Here is a 19,770-nt window from a genome sequence, read left to right as displayed (position 1 = left end):
CATCGGCACCGAATTTTTTACTGCAAACCCGTGGCCCCTCCGTCGTCGTCGAAAATGAGAACGCGACTGATTTTCACGATGTCGCGTCCGCTCCATCCGCGTCGGCAAGGAAACCGCTTTCATGGTCATCGGGTTGCGCTCCACCGTTTCGTTCCTGGCACTTCTGCTTACCGTCCCCCTGGCGGTGCCGGCCCTGCCGCAGCCCGCCGCGGCCCAGGCCGCCGCCGGGCGGATCGGCATCGACCTTCCGGCCCAGCCGCTGGACCGGGCGCTGACCGCGCTGGCCGACCAAGCGGGGCTGCGGCTGGCCTTGCGGGCGGAGGATGTGGCGGGCAAGACCGCCCCGGCGCTGAAGGGTGACATGTCGGTGGACGAGGCGCTGACGCGCCTGCTGGCCGGATCGGGCTTCGCCCACCGCGTCACCGGATCCGGCACGGTCACCCTGGTCCCGGCGCCCAAGGCGGACGGGGCGGAGGTGCTGGGGCCGGTGACGGTGGAAGGGGCGCGGGAAAGCGCCTGGGGCCCGGTCCAGGGCTCTGCGGCGTCCCGCAGCGCCACCGCCACCAAGACCGACACGCCGCTGATCGAGACGCCGCAGTCGGTGTCCGTCATCAGCGCCGCCCGCATTCAGGCCATCGGGGCCACCAACGTCAAGGAGGCGCTGAGCTACACCGCCGGCATCGAAATCGCCCCCTACGGCAGCGATTCCCGCTTCGACTGGGTGTCCGTGCGCGGTTTCGATGCGTATACGCCGGGCTTTTATCTCGACGGGCTGCAAATGCGCAACGTCGATACATGGTCGGTGTGGCGGGCCGAAAGCTATGGTGCCGAGCGGATCGAGGTGCTGCGCGGCCCATCCTCGGTGCTCTACGGCCAGAACGGTCCCGGCGGCGTGATCAACGTGGTCAGCAAGCGGCCCCTGGACGAGCCGATGCGCGAGGTGCGGGTGCAGGTGGGGTCCGATTCCCACCGGCAGCTCGCGTTCGACGCCACCGGCCCGGTGGACGCGGCAAAGACCCTGAGCTACCGCCTGACCGGCGTGGTGCAGGACGCCGAGCTGCCGGCCGGCGGCATGCCCAACGACAAGTATTTCATCGCGCCGGCCTTTACCTGGAAGCCGGGTGCCGACACCACGCTGACCGTGCTGTCCCAGTTCGCCCGCATCGATGCCGGGGCCTACACCCGCCCGTTTCCCGCCGTCGGATCGCTGATCCCCACCCCCGCGGGAACCAGGGTGCCCAGCGGCGTCTTTACCGGTGACCCCGATTTCAACCGTCTGAAACAGGATCAATGGGCGCTGGGATACCTGTTGGAGCATCGCCTGAACGACGGGCTGACGCTGCGGCAGAACGCGCGCTACAGCCATATCGACGTGGATTACCATCAGGTGAACGCCAGCCGCTTCATCGCGGTCAACGGCAACGCCGCCGATCCGGCCAATTACCGGGTGTTGAGCCGCCGCACCAGCGGCAGCACCGAAACATCCCAAAGCATCACCATCGATAATCAGGCGCAGGTGGATCTGCACGCCGGCGCGTGGCGCCACACGCTCCTGTTCGGGCTGGATTACCAGCGCACGCGGGTGGATGCCGCCGCCTATTCCGGTGGGCGGGCCGCGGCCCTGGATCTTGATGCCCCGGTCTATGGCGCAGGCAGGGCGTTCGCCGCCGCCCCCTATCTGGATGGGATCACCACGGTGGTGCAGACCGGGCTTTATGCGCAGGACCAGATCAAGCTTGCCGAGCGGTGGGCGGCGACGCTGGGCGCCCGGTACGATTGGGCGGATGTCAGGAACGACAGCCGCCTGGACGATTCCCGCACCACGCAGACCAACGGCAAGGCCAGCTACCGCGCCGGTCTGGTGTATCTGCACCCCAGCGGGCTGGCGCCGTACGTCAGCTATTCCGAATCCTTCATGCCCAGCACCACCACCGATCCGGTGACGGGAGAGCCGTTCGCGCCCGAAACCGGGCGGCAGTACGAAGCCGGCCTGCGCTATCAGCCGCCGGGAACCGGTGACAGCTATTCCATCGCCCTGTTCGACCTGAAGCGGCGGAATTACGTGACCTACGACCCGGATTCGATGCCGCGCCGCACGGGCGAGGTCACCGTGCGCGGGGTGGAGATCGAAGCGGTGGTACAGCCGGTGGCGAACCTGAACGTCACCGCCTCCTACGCCTGGACGCCCAAGGCCGACGTCACCGCCAGCAGCAACCCGGACGAGGTGGGCAAGCAGTTGAACGCGGTGTCCCGCCACCGCGGATCGCTGTGGTCCGATTACCGCTTCGCCTCGGGCCTCAAGCTGGGGGCGGGGGTGCGCTACGTCGGTCCCAACCGCGGCATGAACGAAACCGCACCCAAGGAGGTGCCGGGCTACGCCCTGATCGACGCCATGGTGGGCTATGACATCGGCAATTGGAGTCTGGCTGTCAACGCCCGCAATCTTGCCGACAAGACCTATGTCGCCAGTTGCGCCTATGGGTCTTGCTACTATGGCGAGCAGCGCACCGTGATGGCAACGGTCAGCCGGCGCTGGTGAGCGGCGGCTGACCCGGCGGCCTTGGGGGGCGGGTTTCAGGGCCGTCGGACCATCTCCTGGAAAAACGCCGCGCCATAAGAGGACAAGGCTACGATGCGTCAGGCTGTCATGTTGCTGCACCGGTGGTTCGGGTTGGGGGCGGCGCTGTTCCTGTTCCTTGCCGGGAGCACGGGTGCGGTGATTTCCTGGGATCATGAGCTGGACGGCTGGCTCAACCCCCATCTCCACCACAGCGCATCCCAAGGGCCGCCGCTGGACGCGCTGGAGGCGGCGCGGCGGGTGGAGGCACGCGACCCGCGCATCCGCGTGACCTATCTGCCGCTGGCGGCGGAACCGGGGGAAACCCTGCCGCTGTTCGTGCAGCCCAAGGTGGACCCCGCCACGGGGCGGCTGTTCGAGCCGGGGTACAACCAGCTTTTCCTTGATCCCGTGACAGGGGAGGAGGTGGGCCGGCGGGAGTGGGGGCAGGCGTGGCCCATCACCACCGAAACCCTCATCTCCTTCCTCTATCAGCTTCACTACAGCCTGCACATTCCCGAGATCGGCGGTATCGACCGCTGGGGCGTGTGGCTGATGGGCGTCATCGCCCTGGGCTGGGTCATCGACTGTTTCGGCGGCTTCTCTCTGACCCTGCCGGCGCGGCGGACGGCGGGGGCCGGCGGACGGACATGGTGGGCGCGGTGGTCCCCGGCGTGGACGGTCAAGGCCGGCTCATCGGCCTATCGGATCACGCTGGACATCCACCGGGCGTTCAGTCTGTGGACCTGGGCGGTTCTGTTCATCCTCGCCTTCACGGCCTTCTCGCTCAATCTGTACCGCGAAGCCTTCATGCCGCTGATGACGCTGGTGTCGCAACCGACGCCGACGCCGTTCGACACCCGCCCGCGCGCCCCGCTGCACCAGCCGATCGAACCCGTGGTCCCCTTGGCCGCCGCCGTCGCCGCGGGACAGGCGGAAGCCGCCCGCCGCGGCTGGGAGGAACCGGTGGGGGCGGTCGGCTATTCCCCGTCGTTCGGTTTCCACATCGTGGGCTTTTTCCACCCCGGCGGCGATCACGGTGCGGCCGGCGTCGGTCCGGCGCAGCTCTATTTCGACGGTGCCGACGGCCGCCTGTTGGGCGAGCATCTCCCGTGGACCGGGACCGCGGCCGACCTGTTCATCCAGGCGCAGTTCCCCCTGCATTCGGGGCGCATCCTGGGGTTGCCGGGGCGTATCCTGATCTCCGTCATGGGGATCGTCGTCGCCGTGGTGAGTGTCACCGGCGTGGTGATCTGGTGGAGGAAGCGGGCGTCCCGCACCGCCGTCCGGGTGTCGCGGACCGCCCGCGCGTGAACCGCACCGGTTCCTTTCCAAATTCCGAGTTCGGACCCAAAAACAGGGAACATCTCAGAGAACAGCCTGGTCTGCCACGGCTGTCAGCCTGGGCAGATCCACAATGACGCAGGTGCCGCCCGGACTGGAGTCGATGGACAGCCGGGCGCCGATGGCCTGGGCGCGCCGGCGCATGTTGGCAAGGCCATAGCCGCCGGGACGGTCGGTGGCTCCGCCGCATCCCGTGTCGGCGACCACGACGCGCACCCCGCCGTCCGTGGGCAGGATCTCGATCATCACCCGCCCGGCGCCCGAATGCCGGGCGGCGTTGATGGTCGCTTCCTGCAACAGGCGGAACAGTTCCAGCACGGTGGAGGACGACCACCCCGACGCCTCCGGCAGGGCATGCATCCGCCAGTCCAACGCAACGCCCAGGGCCCGGAGCTGGGGTTCGATGTGGTCGCGGAAATTCGCCAGCATCATGCCGGGGTCGTCCCCGACCTCGGCCGTCGAGGCGATGACCAGGCGAAGGTCGGCCAGCGCCTTGCGCGCCGCCGTGCCGAGATCGCGGGCATCGGCATCCGCCCGGCCGCTGAGCGCCACCATCGACACCAGTTGCCCGGCCAGCCCGTCGTGCAGGTCGCGGGTCAGGCGCGAGCGTTCGGCCTCCAGCGCGATGGCCCTTTCCTGGGTCTGCTCGCGGGTCAGGCTGATGCGCAGGGCGGCTTCCGCCTCGGCGATTTCCCGGCGCAGCTTGGCGTTGAACTGGTCCACCGCGTTGAGCGCCGCCGCGAAGCGCCACACCAGGACGATGCTGGTGACGCTCAGAAGCATCAGCACGGGGATGGAAAACGGGTTGATGGACAGCCGCGCGCCGGTGGCGCCGTACAGGAACGGCATTTCATGGGAAAGCATCAGAAAGCCCAGCAGCGTGGCGCCCAGGATCGCATGGGCGCCGTCGTTGCCGTGCCGGAAGGCGGCGTTGAGAAGCACCGCAACGGCGCAGCACGCCAACGCCATGGCAACCGGCACCGCCACGTACCAGTTCAGGATATGAAAGATGCCGGGGGGCAGAAGCAGGAACCCCCCGACCGTTCCCAAGGGCAGGGCCGCAAGCAGGAGGCTGGCCCGCGGCGGCCGGCGCTTGACGAAGCTGAAGGCGAACGGGACCAGCAGCGCCGTCACCCAGGAAAACGACAGGTTGGACAACTGCATGACCAACGGCGATGCCAGCGATTCCGGTATCACGAAGGCAAGGTTGCTGCCGGAGTTGAAGAGCAGGATGCCGGCGCACAGGATGTAGGACCATTCGGAGCGGCGGACCATCCAGACGATCGCCAGAAGCATGCTGAAGGCGATCTGCCACCCGAACAGCAGCCGCGGCAGCATGACCAGAAGGAAATGATGCCGCTGGTACACCGGGCGGAGCAGGGCGTCCGGCCCGGCATGGAGGCTGCCGAGGTAGCTTTTCCGCCCGACCAGCATCACCGCCTGGATGTCCACGGTGTTGGTCCCGTCCTTCAGCACCGGCTCCGGGATCGGAATGATGTCCGGCCAGATCAAGGTGACGCTCTGCCCCGAATGGGTCCAATCGCTGTCGTACAGCAAGGCGCCGTTGACCCGCACGAGAATGCGGCCGGAATAACCGGGGATCAACACCGACCATGGGCCGGAGCTGTCCGGGGAATAGGTGAATTCCAGACGGTAAAGGCCACCCCCGAACCGGCCGGCACCGGGCACCTTCATGCTGTGGGGCAGGGAGACGGTGGTTTCCGGGACGTCCGCCGGCTGGCCGACGCCCGCCAGCGGCTGGAACAGGGCGTGATCGAGGGGAACACCGCCCTGAGGTGGGGAGAGATGGAAGAACCGGGAGCCGATGCCCACCGTCAGAACCGCCAGATAGAACAGGATGACGGTGGCGCGCCACCGCACCGGACGTGGCCTCCGCGCCTTCCGGCAGGTTTCCACGGGGCCGGCGGTCACGGTTTCACTCTCCCAGCCGGATCAGCTTGCGCTCGATGGCTTCGAAGACCGCCTCGGAGCGCGAATTCACCTCCAGCTTGCGGTAGATGTTCTTGATGTACGAGGGCACGGTCTGACGCGACAGGCCCAGACGGTCGGCGATGTCGTTGTAGGTGAAGCCCTTGGCGATGCCCCACAGAATGTCGGTCTCGCGCGGGGTCAGCAGCGGCGCCGGCTTCTGGGCGGGACTGAACGAGCCGTCCTGGACCCGGCGGATGATGTAGCGGGCGATGGACGCGGAGATGGGCGAGCGCCCCTCGATCAGGCCGTGAACCGCGTCCACCATGTCCACCGGCTGGGAATCCTTGAGGATGTAGCCCGATGCCCCGGCGCGGATCGCCGTCACCACGCTGTCCTCGTCGCCCAGCACGGAAATCACCATGATCTCGGTGGCCGGGTAGCGTTCCCGCACCTCGCGGATCAGGTCGGCGCCGTGGCCGTCGGGCAGCCGCAGATCGGTGATCAGAACCGTGGGGATGAAACGGTCGCACGCGGCCCGTGCCGCCGCCAGCGTGCCGGCGGCGGCCAGCAGCTCGATGCCGTCGCCGGCAGCCAGGGTTTGCGCCAGATGATCGCGCGTCGGCGGATCGTCTTCGACCAGAACGACCGAAACGTGGCGGGAACTGGGAATCGGATCATCGGCGGGCGGCGCCATGGGTTCTCCGCGGTGCTCGAACGGCACGCCCTTAACCGGCTGTGGCTGCCGCCGACAGGTGTGAAATCAACAGACCCGTGGCAGACGATAATCGGCCCTTTGCACCCCAACAACCCCTTATCGCGGGCCGTTCCCTTCATGCCCCCATATTCATGGGGTGCCGCCTGACCGATCACCTCCGTATGGTTTAAACCATAAGCGTTCCGCGGCGATGCACGTCGCAACCTTACCCTGAGCCGCTCCGCACCACCGTGGGAATGGAGCTGGGGAAATACGTGCCGACGGAGCGCCACCACGCGGAACGACAGGGGTTGGCTGTGAGCGGAAAGAGGTGTCTTGCCAAGGCTGCCGGAACCCCGATGCCGTCGGCGCCCGATGGTCTGTGCGCCACGCGCGGGCCGCGTGGCCTTTCCGGGCGGTCGATCCGGGGGCTGATGACCAGTGTCGCCCTGGCCGCAAGCGCGGCGGTGCCGGCCCTGGCGCAGACCCTGCCCGCCGGCCCGTCGGTGGCCGCCGGGGCGGTGTCCATCGCCACCCCGTCGGGCACCAGCGTCATCATCGACCAGACGTCGAAAAATGCCGTCATCAACTGGAACAGCTTTTCCATCGGGGCGGGGAACAGCGTCGCCATCAACAACGGCAGCGGTGCGACGCTGAACCGGGTCACCGGCAACATCCCCTCGCGCATCGACGGCGCGTTGACGGCCACCGGCTCGGTCTATCTCGTCAACCCCGCCGGCGTGGCGGTCGGCCCCGGCGGCAGGGTCGTCACCGGCGGTTCCTTCACCGCTTCCACTCTCGACATTCCCGACGCGGCGTTTCTGAACGGTGGTGACAAGAGTTTTGCCGGCACCTCCAAGGCGACGGTGACCAACGCCGGGTCCATCGGTTCGCTGGGTGGTGACGTGGCGCTGATCGCGCGGGAGGTCGGCAACACCGGCACCGTCACCGCCCCCAACGGCACCGTGGGTCTGGCCGCCGGTTATGAGGTGCTGGTCAAGGATGGGGCCGTCGAGGGCGGCAAGTTCCAGGTCAAGGTCGGCGGGGCCGACACCGCGGCCCGGACATCGGGGCGGATCGCGGCGGCGGCGGCGGAAATCCGCGCCAACGGCGGCAACGTCTATGCTCTGGCCGGCAACACCGGCGGCGTGGTCACCGCCACCGGCACCGCCGAAAAGGGGGGACGCATCTACCTGACCGCCGGCGATACCGGCACGGTGGAGGCGGGCGGCACCGTCACCGCCACCAAGGCGGGGGAAAACGGCGCCGTCCAGGGCGGCGACATCCGGGTTTCCGGCGGCACGGCCACGGTTACCGGCACGCTGTCGGCCAAGGGAACGGGGGCCAAGGGCGGCACGGTGGCCGTGACCGGCGCGGCGGTGCGGGTGACCGGCACGGCGGCGGTGGATGCCTCGGGCAGCCGCGGCGGCGCCGTTGCGGTGGGCGGCGACTATCAGGGCGGCACGGACCCGGCCCGCAAGACGCTGAAGGACAATGTGGCGAACGCCAGGACGGCCACCGTCGCCGCCGGGGCGCGGCTGTCCGCCGACGGCACCGCCGGGGATGGCGGCAGCGTGGTGGTGTGGTCGGACGAGCGCACGGTGTTCCTCGGCACGGTCAGCGCGCGGGGGGCCGGTGCGGGCGGCAACGGCGGCAGCGCCGAGGTGTCGGGCAAGGCAACGCTGTCCTTCCATGGCACCGCGGATCTGACCGCGGCGGCGGGCCGGACCGGCACGCTGTTGCTCGATCCCTACAACCTGACGATCTCCGCCGGGGCGGACGGCAACGTCTCGGGCCTCTCTGCCAGCGGCGATGACAGCGTGCTCGGTGTTTCCACCCTGACGGCGGCCCTGGCGTCGGCCAACGTCACGGTGTCCACCGGGGCCGGCGGCAGCCAGGCCGGCACCATCACCGTGGCGGCACCGGTGGCGTGGTCCGCCGACACCGTGCTGACGCTGGCCGCAGCCGGCGACATCGCCGTCAACGCCCCGGTCACCGCATCGGGGGCCGCCGCCGGGCTGGTCCTGCAATACGGCACGGGCAAGGGCTACAGCGTCGGCGGCACCGGATCGGTCACGCTGGGAGGAGCCAACGCCACGCTGCGGATCGGCGAGGCGGGTTCGCTCCAGAGCTACACCCTCATCCATGACATGGCGGCACTCGACGCCATCGACACCACCGGGCTGACGGGGCGCTACGCGCTGGCGCAAAGCCTGGATGCGGCGGGAACCACCTACACCAGCGCGCCGGTGTCCGGCACGTTCACCGGAACCTTTGCCGGCTTGGGCAACACTGTCTCCAACCTGACGGTCAATGCCCCCGATACCGATTACATCGGCCTGTTCGGAACGCTCGGCAGCGGCAGCAGCCTTCGGGACTTCGGCGTCGTCAACGCCACCGTGACCGGCAAGACCAGGGTCGGCGGGGTGGCCGGCGCCACCGTCGGTACCGTGACGAATGCCCACGCCACGGGGGGAAGCGTGACGGGAAGCGAGCGGGTCGGCGGCCTTGTCGGCTCCACCGCCGCCATCTCGGCCGTCACGCAGTCCCATGCCACGGCAAGCGTGACGGGCACCAACCATGTGGGTGGCCTCATCGGCTGGAGCCAGGGGACCGTCACCCAGACCTACGCCACGGGAAGCGTGACCGGAACCGGCGAGCGCATCGGCGGCCTCCTCGGCTACCACTCCGGCACCGTCACGCAGTCCTATGCCACGGGAACCGTGTCGGGAGCCGTCCACGTCGGCGGCTTGTCCGGCTGGAACCAGGGCACCGTCACGCAATCCCACGCCACGGGCAACGTGACGGGAACCGGGGAGAGTGTCGGCGGCCTCGTCGGGTGGAACGCCTCCAACATCACGGAGTCGTACGCCACGGGAACCGTGACGGGCGACACCAAGGTCGGCGGCCTCGTCGGCGACAACTACCTCACCGCCGAGGTCTCACAGTCCTACGCCACGGGGGCCGTGTCGGGAAACACCCACATCGGCGGCCTCGTCGGGTGGCACCAGAGCGGGACCGTCACGCAATCCCACGCATCGGGAGGCGTGACGGGAACCGACAATATCGGCGGCCTCGTCGGCTTCAACTCGGCCACCGTCACGGACTCCTACGCCACGGGAACCGTGTCGGGCAGCCGCTACGTCGGTGGCCTTGTCGGCTGGAACCAGGAGACCATCACCCAATCCCACGCCACGGGAACCGTGACGGGAGACGGCGAGGCCATCGGCGGCCTCGTCGGCTGGACCTCCGTCACCGTTTCACAGTCCTATGCCACGGGAACCGTGTCGGGAAGCGCCGTCAACCTCGGGGGGCTGGCCGGCAGCAACTACGGCACCGTCACGGAGTCGTATGCCACGGGAAGCGTGACGGGAAGCGGCGACAACGTCGGTGGTCTTGTCGGCAAATCCCAGAACGGAATCATCAACACCGTTTATGCGGCCGGCGCGGTGAGCGGCTCCAACAGTGTCGGCGGCCTCATCGGCGACACTGAAGGCGACACGGTGACCAAAGCCTACGCGACGGGGACGGTAAGCGGGGTGGCGGGCGTTGGCGGCCTGATCGGTACCCTGCGGGGCGGGTCGGGATCGCTGTCGGAGAGCTACGCCACCGGCGCCGTCACGGCGACGGAGAACAAGGCCGGCGGCCTGCTGGGCGGGGTCGAGGATGCCACCGTCACCAACGTCTACGCCACCGGATCGGTCACCGGCGCCATCGACGCCACCGACGGCGAGCATTTCATCGGCGGTCTGGTGGGCGACAAGTACTACGGCACCATCACCAACGCCTATGCAACGGGGCTGGTGACCCTGAGCAGCAGTTGCACGGCAAGCGACTGCAAGGCGGGCGGCCTGGCCGGACGGAACGCCGAGGGCAGCATCAACACCAGCTATTGGGACAAGGGCACGACGGGGCAGGCCGGCGGAGCCGGTACCGGCAACGGCACCGTCGACAACGTCATCGGCATCGAGACGGCGGACGCCTTCGGTGCGGCGGCCTATGGCAATTTCGACCTGACCAACACCTGGTATCTGGTCGAGGGCCAGACCCGGCCCTTCCTGCGCTCCGAGTATTCCACCGCCATCACCAACGCCCACCAGCTTCAGTTGATGCGGTTGGACCTGTCCGCCGCCTACACGCTGGCCACCGACGTGGACGCCGGCGAGACCGCCGGCAGCACCGCCGCCGGTGTGTGGCTCACCAGCGGGATCAAGCATGGGTTCGTGCCGGTCGGGAACAGTTCGACGCCGTTCACCGGCTCGCTCGACGGCCAGGGGCATGTCATCCGGGGGCTGGCGATCAAGCCGGAAGATTATGCCGGGATGAACCAGGGGCTGTTCGGCGTCATCGGCACCGCCGGCAGCGTCAGCAACCTCGGCCTGACCGACATCGCCATCACCGGCACCGGCTATATCGTCGGCGGCCTTGCCGGCCAGAACGGCGGCACCATCACCAACGCCTACGTCACCGGGAGCGTCCAGGGGGCTCCCGTGGGCGGCCTCGTCGGCAAGAACACCGGCACCATCACCCGATCCTACAGCACGGCGACGGTATCGCAACCCACGGTCGGCGGCGACATGGTCGGCGGTCTGGTCGGCGAAAACACCAACGAAATCACCCTGTCCTACGCGACGGGAGACGTGACGGGACGGAGCACGGCCGGCGGCCTCGTCGGCAAGAATTCCGGTAGCATCTCCCTGTCCTACGCGACGGGGGCGGTGACGGGCACCATCGGCACGGACGTCGGCGGCCTCGTTGCCGACAACGCGGGGGCGATTTCCAACTCCTATGCAACAGGCGGTGCGGTATCCGGCAACATGTCCGTCGGCGGCCTTGTCGGCATGAATACCGGCGCCATCACCCAAGCCTACACGACGAAAGCCGTATCGGGATCATCGATGGTCGGCGGGTTCGCCGGTTTTTATGCAAGCGGCACCATCACATCGTCCTATTTCGACACCACGGCTGCCGGGACGAATGCCCACGCCGGCTCCCAAGCCACGGTCACGGGGGTGACCGGCCTGACGACGACGGAGTTCCAGAACACGGCCTCTTTCATGGCGGGGGCGAGTGGCTGGGACTTCGACGGCACCTGGGCACCGCCCAGCAGCGGCTATTACCCGGTCCTCTACTCCATGGAGCCGGTCCTCCGGGTCAAGGAACTGTCGGCGACGTCGGTCTACGGCAGCAGCACGGGCACGGTTACGGGGGTGTCCGGGGAAGTCAGTCCCACAACCTATGTCTTCGGCAAGGCCGGCGACAGCCTGTCCCTGACCGGCGGGGCGGTCACCGTCGATCCGACGGTGACCGTTTCCGCGACACCGGCCACCACCAGCCTGACCGCGGCGAACGCCACGGTCACCAGCACCAAGGGCACGGCCTACCGCGTGTTCTATTACGGAAACTTCGTACAGACCGTGACCCCGGCGGCGCTGACCATCACCGCCAACGATGCGACCAAGACCTACGGCGACACGGCGACGCTGGGTGGCTACACGGTCACGGGCCTGAAGAACGGCGACAGCGTGACCGGGCTCACCCTGGCCAGCACCGGGGCCGCCGCCACCACCGGGGTCGGCAGCTACGCCATTGCCGCCTCATCGGCCCTGGGCATGGGGCTGTCCAACTACACGGTGAGCTACACCGGCGGAACGCTGACGGTGAACCCCGCCGCGCTGACCATCACCGCCAATGATGCGACCAAGACCTACGGCGATACGGCGACGCTGAACGGCTACACGGTCAGCGGTCTGAAGAACGGCGACAGCGTGTCGTCGCTGGTCCTGTCCAGCGGCGGCACGGCGGCGGCCACCGGGGTCGGCAGCTACGGCATCACGGCCTCGTCGGCCCTGGGCACGGGGCTGTCCAACTATACGGTGAGCTACACCGGCGGGACGCTGACGGTGAACCCCGCCACACTGACGATCACCGCCCATGACGTGACCAAGACCTACGGCGACACGGCGGCGCTGAGCGGCTACACGGTCAGCGGCCTGAAGAACGGCGACCGTGTGACCGGGCTCACCCTGTCCAGCGGCGGCACGGCAGCGGCCACCGGGGTCGGCAGCTACGGCATCACGGCCTCGTCGGCCCTGGGCACGGGGCTGTCCAACTATACGGTGAGCTACACCGGCGGGACGCTGACGGTGAACCCCGCCACACTGACGATCACCGCCCATGACGTGACCAAGACCTACGGCGATACGGCGGCGCTGAGCGGCTACACGGTCAGCGGCCTGAAGAACGGCGACAGCGTGTCGTCGCTGGTCCTGTCCAGCGGCGGCACGGCGGCCACCGCCGGAGCCGGCCGCTACGGCATCACGGCGTCGTCGGTCCAGGGGAGCGGGCTGTCCAACTACACGGTCAGCTACCTCGGCACGCTGACGGTGAATCCCGCGGCCCTGACGATCACCGCCCATGACGTGACCAAGACCTACGGTGACACGGCGGCGCTGAGCGGCTACATGGTCACCGGTCTGAAGAACGGCGACAGCGTGTCGTCGCTGGTCCTGTCCAGCGGCGGCACGGCGGCCACCGCCGGAGCCGGCCGCTACGGCATCACGGCCTCGTCGGCCCAGGGGAGCGGGCTGTCCAACTACACGGTCAGCTACCTCGGTGGCACGCTGACGGTGAGCGCCCGCCCGATCATGGTGACGGCGGATAGCTTGAGTCGTCTTGCCGGCACCGCAAACCCGGCCCTGACCTACAGCGTTGGGGGCCGAGGTCTGGTCAACGGCGACACGCTCACCGGCGCCCTGGCCACCGACGCCACCACCGCGGCCCCGGCGGGAACTTACGCCATCACCCAAGGCACCCTGGCGGCGTCCTCCAACTACAGCCTTTCCTTCAACCCGTCGGTGCTGACGGTGACGCCGGCGGGAACGACGGGGGGGCAGCAGAATGCCGAAACCGCCACGGTTCCGGTAACCGCCGGGGCCGTGGTGGCGCAGCAGGCCCAGGTGCTCACCAATGCGGTCCTGCCCCGCAATCTGGTGGTGGTCACGGCGGCGCCGGTGTCCACGGCCTTCCAAAGCCGGGATACCCCGGCATCCCCCTTCGCGTCTCCAGCGTCTCAGGCGGTGCCCGACAGCACGAACACCACCGCTACAGGCGTGGGCGGCGGATCCACCGGAGCCCCCGCCTCCCAGGAAACCGCCGGCTCTGCCGCGGCCTGCACCGGCGGTGCGGCGGCGGGCGGCGCGTGCACAACGACACCGCACCCGGAGAACACGCGCGTTGGCCGTTTCCTCCGCTTCTCCATGCGTTGACGAACGGAACGGATACGGTCATGACCATCGTGCCTTTCACCGCCGCTCGCCGCCATGCCCGCCCTGGTGCCCCGTCACCCTGGCTTGCCGCCCCGGCCGTGCTGCTCAGCCTTTTGGAACCGCTGTCGGGGGCGGCCTTCGCCCAGGCGCCGGTGACGGTCGAACGCAACCTGCCGCCGGCGGCCGTAAGCGGCGGCGGCCTTCGCCCCGGCGGCACTCCGGCGCTTGAGGCCGACGACACCCCGCTGGGCGTCGATCTGGCGGGCTTCCGCCTCATCGGACTGAACGATCCGGTCATGCCCGCCCCACCGGCGGGAATCACCGTTACCGGGGTGGAGGGGCTTGGACAACAGGGCTTTGCCGACGCGCTCGGCCCCTTCCTCGGCCAGCCATTGACGCGCAAGCGGCTGGCAGACGCCCAGGCAGCCGTCGCCAAAGCCTACCGCGAGGCCGGGTGGCCGTTCGTTTCGGTCACCGCCCCGCCCCAGGAGATCACCGGGGGCGTGCTGCATTTGCGCGTCGTGCCCTTCCGCACCGGAAAGGTTCGGGTCAGGGAGGAGAATGGTGCCGCGGCGGAAAACGGCGCCGCCCTTGCCGCCGCCGTGCGGGCGCCCAGCGGTGCGCTGATCGAGGCCGACCGCATTTCCGAAGACCTCGACTGGCTGAACCGCTTCCCCTACCGCCAGCTCAACGGGGTGTTCGAACCGGGGTCCGATCCGGGGGCCAGCGACCTGACGCTGGAGATCTCCCGCCGCCGGCCATGGCAGGCCTTTGCCGGTGTGTCCAACACCGGCAGCCTGCGCAGCCGGAACCTCGACCGCGTTTTCGTCGGTTTCGCCGCGGGGGTCGAGGCACTGAACGACCTCACCCTGTCATACCAGTTGACCGGCGGCCGCGATGCGGTGTCCGACCCCGGCTCCCTGACGCTGTCGGGAAACAGCCGCCCGTCCTACGCCAGCCATGCCGGGCGCATCATCATCCCCACCTTTGCGCGGCAGGCGGTGAGCCTGACCCCCAGCTTCGTCGCCACGTCGCAGGACAGCGCCGGCGGCCTTCTCACCATCCGCAACACCACCGTGGAGTTGCCCATTCTCTACCGCTCGGCGCTGTCCAACATCGACGGGCGGCTTGCCGGATGGGGCGATCTTTACGGCGGCGTGACGCCGAAGTGGCTGTCGCGGAAGGTGCTGAGCCAGGGAACCGGGCTCGCCAGCGGGGCAGCCGGGGTGTTCGACCTGACCGTCGGCTGGGGCGGTTCCTGGCCTCAGGCCGGCGGCGGCTCCACCACCATCGACCTCCGCGCCGTGGTCAACCGGGCCGGCGTGGTTCCCGGCAACAGCCGTGCAGCGTGGAACGGCTTTTCCAACGGTCGTGTCGAGGACGCCGATTACGCCTATCTCTACGGGGTGGTCAGCCGGACGGCCCCGCTTGCCGGCGTTGCCTGGCTGGGCGGCGTCTCCTGGAACGTCGAATTCACCGGCCAACTGGCCGGAAAGGCGCTACCGGAAACCGAACAGCTTGCCATCGGTGGGCTTTACGCCACCCGGGGCTACACGCTGAACGATGGCTGCGTCGATACCGGTTTCGTGCTGCGCAACGAGGTACGGCTGCCGTCGTTCGCCGCCCTGGGCCGTCTCGGGGCCGTTGGGGGCGGGCCGGTGGAGGATGCCGTCTCTCCCTTCGTGTTTCTCGATGCCAGCCATGGCCACAACTACAATTTCGGGGCCCTCAAGGGCATCGGCGAGCGGGCCGACACCACCCTGGTGGGGCTGGGGGCCGGCGTCGATTACACGCTCGGCCAGAGCCTCCAGGCGGGGGTGAATGCCGGCGTTGCGCTGACCAACGGACCGGAAACCAGCCGCGGAACACTCACCGCTCAGGCCAGGATACTGGTTTCCTTTTGACGGCTCCGGTCCGGGCTCATCCCCTTCCGGCGCGTTGCCGCAAGGCCATGAAATCCTGACCGGCGTGGTAGGACGAGCGGGTGAGCGGGCTTGCGGCAACCATCAGGAACCCCTTGGCCCGCGCCACGCGCTCGTACTCGGCGAACTCCTCCGGTGGGGCATAGCGGGCGACCGGGTGGTGGCGCGGGGTGGGGCGCAGGTACTGGCCGATGGTCAGGAAATCGACGCCCGCCGTCCGCAGGTCGTCCATGACCTGAAGCACCTCCTCCCGCTCCTCGCCGAGGCCGAGCATGATGCCGGATTTGGTGACTGTTTCCGGGTGCCGCTCCTTCACCCGGTCGAGCAAGCGCAGCGAGTGGTAATAGCGCGCCCCCGGCCGCACGGTGGCATAGAGGCGCGGCACCGTCTCCAGATTGTGGTTGTAGACGTCCGGGCGGGCGTCGGCGGCCCTCTCGATGGCGCCCGGCTTGTTGCGGAAATCGGGGGTGAGGATCTCGACCGTCGTCGTGGGGGACACGGCGCGGATCCGCTCGATGCACCGGACGAACTGCCCGGCCCCGCCGTCCGGCAGGTCGTCGCGGTCCACCGAGGTGATCACCACATGGCGCAGGCCGAGGCCGAGGACCGCCTCGGCCACCCGGTCCGGCTCGTGCGGATCCACCGCGCCGGGCCGTCCGGTCGCCACGTTGCAGAAGGCGCAGGCCCGCGTGCACACGCTGCCCAGGATCATCATGGTGGCGTGCCGCCTGCTCCAGCATTCGCCGATGTTGGGGCAGGCGGCTTCCTCGCAGACGGTGTGCAGGGTATGCCGGCGGACGAGGGCGCGGGTGTCCTCGTTTGCGCCGCCGGCCGGTATGCGGGCACGCAGCCAGGAGGGTCTTTCGGCCTGATGGACCAGGGTGCGGGGGGACGCGGGCATGGCCGTTACTCCGCCGCGGCGGTCAGGGCCGCGGGCTGAACGATGATCTTCACGTTGCGGTCCTTGTTGTGGACCAGTTCCTCGAACCCGCGGGTGACGATCTCGTCCAGTGCGATCCGCCCGGTGATGAGCGGCTGCACGTCCAGCCGCCCGTCGGCGATGAAGCGGATCACGTCGGCGAATTCACCGTTGTAGGCCAGCGAGCCGATGACCTGCTTCTCGGTGGCGACGATTTCGAAGAAATTGAATGAACTGGGTTCTTCGAAGATGCCCACCAGCACCGCCTTGCCGGCCTTGCGGATGACGTCGAGGGCGAGCTTGGCGGTGGCGTGGTGGCCGATGCATTCGAACGACACGTCGGCGCCGTAGCCGCCGGTCAGCGCCTTGACCTCGGCCACCGCATCGCATTCCTTGGGATCGAGGACGACGGTGGCCCCGACCTCCATGGCCTTCTGCTTGCGGGCCGCCGACATCTCCAGCACGATCACCCGGCCCGCCCCGGCGGCCCTGGCGCACATGATGGTGCACAGGCCGATGGTCCCGGCCCCGACCACCACCACCGTTTCGCCGACGATGCTGCCGGCCTTCTTGACCGCGTGCATCCCCACCGCCAGCGGTTCGATCAGCGCCCCGGCCTCGGTCGGGAAGCCGGGCGGCAGCGTGTAGAGAAGCTCCGCCGGCACGTTGACATAGCTGGCGAAGGCGCCGTTGTTCATCAGGCCGGTGAAGGCCAGCTTCTCGCAGATGTTGTAAAGCCCCTTCTTGCAGTAATAGCAGGTGCCGCAATGCTGGCAGGCATCGGCGGCCACGGTGTCACCGATGGCGAAGCCGGTGACCCCTTCGCCCAGCGCCACGATCTCGCCGCTGAATTCGTGGCCCAGGATGCACTGTCCCTTCAGGCCGGTCAGGGGGTGGGGTTCGTTGACGGGGATGAAGACCGGCCCGGCCACGTATTCGTGCAGGTCCGATCCGCAGATCCCGCACCAGTGAACCCTGATCCGCGCCCATCCGGCGGGCGGCAGTGCGGGCAGCGGAACCTCCTCCACCCGGATGTCGCCGCGGCCATGCCATACGGCGGCTTTCATCATGCCCATGGTTGTTTCCTCCGTTCTTATGATTGATGTGTCTTATGTTCGATGCGGCGCGGAGCGGTCAGACGAAGACCATGCCGCCATCGACCAGCAGGGACTGGCCGGTCATGAAGTCGGAATCCGACGAGGCGAGGAAGCGCGCCACCCCCACCAGATCCGCCGCCGCCGAGGGGCGGCCCAGCACCGCACCGGCGGCGAACTGGTTGAACGCCTCGTCCTCCGCCGTGGTCAGGCCGGTGTCGCGGAAGCCCTTGTCGATGATCTTCCACATCTCGGTGGCGACGACGCCGGGGCAGATGGCGTTGGCGGTGATCTGCTCCTTGCCGAAGGCGCGGGCGGCGGCCTGGGTCAGGGCCACCACGGCGAACTTGCTGGCCGAGTAATGGGCCAGCGGCTCGTACCCCTGCTTGCCGGCGATGGAGGCGGTGTTGATGATCTTTCCGCCCCCGCCCTGATCGCGGAAGGTCCGCACCGCTTCCTGCATGCCGATCAGCACGCCCAGCGCGTTGACGTCGGTGACGAAACGCCAGTCCTCCTCCGTGATGTCGAGAAAGGGCTTGGTCTGGGCAACGCCGGCGTTGTTGAAGAGAACGTCGAGGCGTCCATGGGACGCCACCGCCGTGTCGATCATGCGGCGGACCGCGGCGCGGTCGCGGACGTCCACCGTGACCGCGGTGGCGGTGCCGCCGGCGGCGCGGATGGACTCCGCCACCGTTTCCGCATCCTCCGCCGTGCGGTCGGCGATGACGAGCCGGGCGCCGTCGGCGGCCAGCGCGCGGGCGATGGCCGCACCGATCCCGCGGCCGGAACCGGTGACGACGATGCTCTTGTCCTTGAGATCGGGCATGGTTGGTCTCCGCGGCCCGGCGTGCGGGGCAATCCGCACACCGGGCCGGACAGGGGAAGGGGTCAGGCGTGTGCCGTGATGTGGTCCTTCAGGAGGGCGTTGACCTTCCCGGCGGCCTCCATCTGCACCATGTGGCCGGCCTTGGGGATCACCGCGGACCGGGCGGCGGTCCCCAGCGCCGCGGCATGGGCGGCGGGGATGACGCGGTCCTCCTCGCCCCAGACCACCAGGGCCGGCACGGCGGCGGCGGTGATGGCATCGCCCAGGGTGGCGGTCTGCTGCCCGTTTGCGAACATGGCCTCCGCGATGGCGCGCAGGGCGTCGCCCACGCCGTCCAGCCGCTTGTACTTCAGCAGGTCGTCGGTCATCTGACGGCTGGCCAGTCCGGCGTCGGCGAACAGGTTCTCCAGCACCGGCTTCAGGTCGCGGCGCGAGGCCGCATCGATGAATCCGGTGATGTAGCCGTGGTTGATCTCCCGCCCCAGGCCCGCCGAACTGATCAATGCCAGCGACGCCACCCGCCCCGGCGCGTCGAGGGCCGCACGCATGGACACCGCCCCGCCCATGGAGTGGCCGACCAGATGGGCCGATTCGATGCCCACCGTTTCCATGAAGGCGAGCACCGCTTGCGACAGGCCCGCCAGGGTCGGGTCGGCCAGCGTCTTGGTGGACTGGCCGTGCCCCGGCAGGTCGAGCGCGTAGACGGTGGCGTTCTCGGCCAGCGCGTCGATGGTGAACAGCCAGTTGTCGAGATCGCCGCCGAAGCCGTGGACCAGCAGCACCGTGGTTTTCCCCTCGCCGCGCCTGGCGTAGCGGAGCGTTCCGGCGTCCGTTTCGGCGAACAGGTAGCGCGGGGCGTCGTCGGCTCCGTCCCCCCCGCCCTCGGCACCCGGCACGGCGTACGCGTCGATGAAGGCGTCGATGTCGCCGTCCGGCACGTCGGGATCGGCCAGCACGCCGATGAGAGCCTTGACGGGATAGACGATGCCCGGCTCGCCCAGCACGCGGCGCAGGATGCCGGTGTCGCCGGCCTCCACCACGTTGGTGATCTTGTCGGTCTCGACCTCCAGCAGATCCTCGCCCAGACGGACGGTGGACCCCGGCTGCTTCAGCCAGCCGGTGACCTTGCCCTCCGACATGGACAGGCCCCACTTGGGCATGACGATGGGTTTGATGCGCTCGTTCACGGTGGTCATGGGAAAAGCTGCTCCGGG

The 19,770-nt window shown here is 68.8% G+C and carries 9 protein-coding genes and 1 pseudogene; 4 read left to right on the top strand and 6 right to left on the bottom strand.

From position 1 onward, the window contains the following. Nucleotides 1–121: 121 nt before the first annotated feature. Complete coding sequence (locus tag M2352_RS23615) at nt 122–2,539, top strand: TonB-dependent siderophore receptor (protein WP_264666981.1); 2,418 nt, start codon at nt 122–124, stop codon at nt 2,537–2,539. Nucleotides 2,540–2,632: 93 nt separating this feature from the next. Beyond that, complete coding sequence (locus M2352_RS23610) at nt 2,633–3,871, top strand: PepSY-associated TM helix domain-containing protein (RefSeq protein ID WP_264666980.1); 1,239 nt, start codon at nt 2,633–2,635, stop codon at nt 3,869–3,871. A 54-nt stretch (nt 3,872–3,925) separates the two neighbouring features. Here M2352_RS23610 and M2352_RS23605 read toward each other — a convergent pair whose 3' ends face one another. Both M2352_RS23605 and M2352_RS23600 read right to left on the bottom strand, forming a co-directional pair. Further along, entirely contained in the window at nt 3,926–5,833 is a 1,908-nt protein-coding gene (locus tag M2352_RS23605; protein WP_264666979.1) for a sensor histidine kinase, read from the bottom strand. A gap of 4 nt (nt 5,834–5,837) precedes the next feature. Further along, nucleotides 5,838–6,527 (bottom strand): response regulator, encoded by a 690-nt coding sequence (locus M2352_RS23600; protein ID WP_264666978.1) that lies wholly within the window; start codon nt 6,525–6,527, stop codon nt 5,838–5,840. A gap of 359 nt (nt 6,528–6,886) precedes the next feature. Here M2352_RS23600 and M2352_RS23595 point away from each other — a divergent pair, with 359 nt between their 5' ends. Further along, nucleotides 6,887–13,795, top strand: a complete 6,909-nt coding sequence (locus M2352_RS23595; RefSeq protein ID WP_264666977.1) for an MBG domain-containing protein — start codon at nt 6,887–6,889, stop codon at nt 13,793–13,795. 20 nt (nt 13,796–13,815) lie between these two features. Then, a complete protein-coding gene (locus M2352_RS23590) occupies nt 13,816–15,699 on the top strand; it encodes a ShlB/FhaC/HecB family hemolysin secretion/activation protein (protein ID WP_264666976.1) in 1,884 nt (627 codons plus the stop codon). A gap of 16 nt (nt 15,700–15,715) precedes the next feature. On the opposite strand, the pseudogene lipA reads toward M2352_RS23590, so the two are convergent. The 4 genes and pseudogenes from lipA to M2352_RS23570 form a co-directional block, all read right to left on the bottom strand. Continuing rightward, nucleotides 15,716–16,627 (bottom strand): annotated as a pseudogene (gene lipA / locus M2352_RS23585) (lipoyl synthase); the annotation flags it as partial. Continuing rightward, the gene (locus tag M2352_RS23580; protein WP_264666975.1) at nt 16,624–17,712 is read right to left on the bottom strand and encodes a 2,3-butanediol dehydrogenase; all 1,089 of its coding nucleotides are present in this window, start codon (nt 17,710–17,712) and stop codon (nt 16,624–16,626) included. The pseudogene lipA and the gene M2352_RS23580, both read right to left, overlap by 4 nt. 58 nt (nt 17,713–17,770) lie before the next feature. Continuing rightward, entirely contained in the window at nt 17,771–18,556 is a 786-nt protein-coding gene (locus tag M2352_RS23575; protein ID WP_264666974.1) for an SDR family NAD(P)-dependent oxidoreductase, read from the bottom strand. A gap of 62 nt (nt 18,557–18,618) precedes the next feature. Then, nucleotides 18,619–19,752 (bottom strand): acetoin dehydrogenase dihydrolipoyllysine-residue acetyltransferase subunit, encoded by a 1,134-nt coding sequence (locus M2352_RS23570; protein WP_264666973.1) that lies wholly within the window; start codon nt 19,750–19,752, stop codon nt 18,619–18,621. Between the last annotated feature and the right edge of the window lie 18 nt (nt 19,753–19,770).

The sequence above is a fragment of the Azospirillum fermentarium genome (genome assembly GCF_025961205.1).
Classification (GTDB): Bacteria; Pseudomonadota; Alphaproteobacteria; order Azospirillales; family Azospirillaceae; genus Azospirillum; species Azospirillum fermentarium.
The sequence above is the reverse complement of the archived record's forward strand: the minus strand, read 5'-3'. Positions and strand labels throughout refer to the sequence as shown.